Annotated in this window: 1 protein-coding gene and 1 pseudogene; both read left to right on the top strand. The window is 64.7% G+C overall.

Annotated features, from left to right (window positions below):
- Window positions 1-712: pseudogene (locus ACK5L9_RS21700) on the top strand (DNA-binding protein); the annotation flags it as partial.
- Between the two features lie 90 nt (window positions 713-802).
- Complete coding sequence (locus ACK5L9_RS21695) at window positions 803-1108, top strand: hypothetical protein (protein WP_416913537.1); 306 nt, start codon at window positions 803-805, stop codon at window positions 1106-1108.
- The last annotated feature ends 461 nt before the right edge of the window (window positions 1109-1569 follow it).

Raw genomic sequence — 1569 nt, 5'->3', positions numbered from 1 at the left:
TGTTGCCGTGTCAGCGCTGCTGCACCTGCTGGTCAGCTTTTTCTTCCTGCCTCATTCCAGTAAGGGATGCCTTGAGGCCCATATCCGCGAGTCGCATTTCCCCGTTCAGGCCGAGGGTCTGTGCGAGAGCGCGTCGGCAAAGTCCATCCAGGAGCGGCAGGAACGCTGGGGTGATCACATCCCGGCAGATGACGGGGCGCTCTGGGACTGGCTGGAGGATCAGGACGATGATACCCGCATGGTGTTGCTTGCCCATTGCGTCAGCTTCGGCGTCAACGCGCTGCATGAAAAACCGAACCCCTATAGCGGCATGGGCGTCAGCCAGCACGGGCTCGACGCGCGGCTGCGGCAGGCCGACCGGCTGGCCCGCGCGACTGGGCTCGACATGGTGGCGGTGGGCTGGCGGCCGACCGTCGGCAATTATCTCGGCCGCGTGACCAAGCCGCGCATCATCGAGGCGGTGCGCGAGGGCGCGGGCGAGCGGGCGGCGCAGCTGATCGACCATCTGAAGAAGGGCGACATGGCCACGGAGGCCGAGCGCCTGCTGGCGGAAACCGGATGGCTGCCCGAGCCGCTGCGGATGGTTGAGCCGGATGCGGGCGCCGATGCGGCGGATGCTGTCGAGGCTGAAGCCGATGATTTGCCGGATTTCCTCGCCGGTGACGGGGAAGAGGACGAAGACGATCCACAGCACGCGGTCGCCGCCGAATAGCCCAAGACGGGCGGCAATGACCGCCCCCTCCATTCCGTTTCCACACCTTGCCCGGTCCTCGCGACCGGGCTTTTTCTTTGGAGAGACCCGATGTCCGCACACATCGATATTGACGAGCTATTCCGCGACGACCGCCGCAATCTGCCTGCCGAGCGATCCCTGCCCTGGGAAGAAACCCGTGATGGCGTCACCGTCGTGATCGAGCCGAAGCCTCATTGGGCGGCGGACCTGCGCGCTTTCCACCTCACTGCCCGCGAATATTGTTACTATGCCGACTGGACAGCGCATGGCGGCCGGGCGCGGTTCTACGGGCATATCGACACCTCCGGTGACGATGTGATGATGAAGGCCCGCGCCATGATCGCGCGTGAGATCGCCGAAGGGCTCTGGGATTGAACCCTGCCGGGATGAGGGCAAGTGGCAGGACATCGCGTCACGGATCAATCTCCAGCTTCACCATGTCATCTCTATCTTGGTGGCGGGGCAGCAGGGTGCCGCCCCCGGCCTGAAGAGAACACGATCTTGCCACCAGCATGCCGGCGCCGCTGGCGCGGCGGGACATCTGCGGACATCCGGCTCCTGTCTGATGCAAAGCCCCACCCCCGCTTCCATTCGCAAACCTTGGTCTGATCCGTCTCTTTGCAGTCAACCCGCAGGGGGTCGGTCTACGCAAGCGTGCCGCCCTCGGGGACCCGAGGGTGATTGCAGATCCGGTCAGACACATCGGGCGTCTGTCACGCGGGGGATGGTCCTCCGCCTCCAAGACAGGAGCCGAAAAAATGTCCTACGCAGATGCCACCGCCTTCGCCGCCAGCCTCGCCGCCACGCTGATGGTTGAGATCGTTGTGTTTCAGGCC

Origin of the sequence: Paracoccus sp. (in: a-proteobacteria) (genome assembly GCF_047973135.1) — a bacterium.
Classification (GTDB): Bacteria; Pseudomonadota; Alphaproteobacteria; order Rhodobacterales; family Rhodobacteraceae; genus Paracoccus.
The sequence above is the reverse complement of the archived record's forward strand: the minus strand, read 5'-3'. Positions and strand labels throughout refer to the sequence as shown.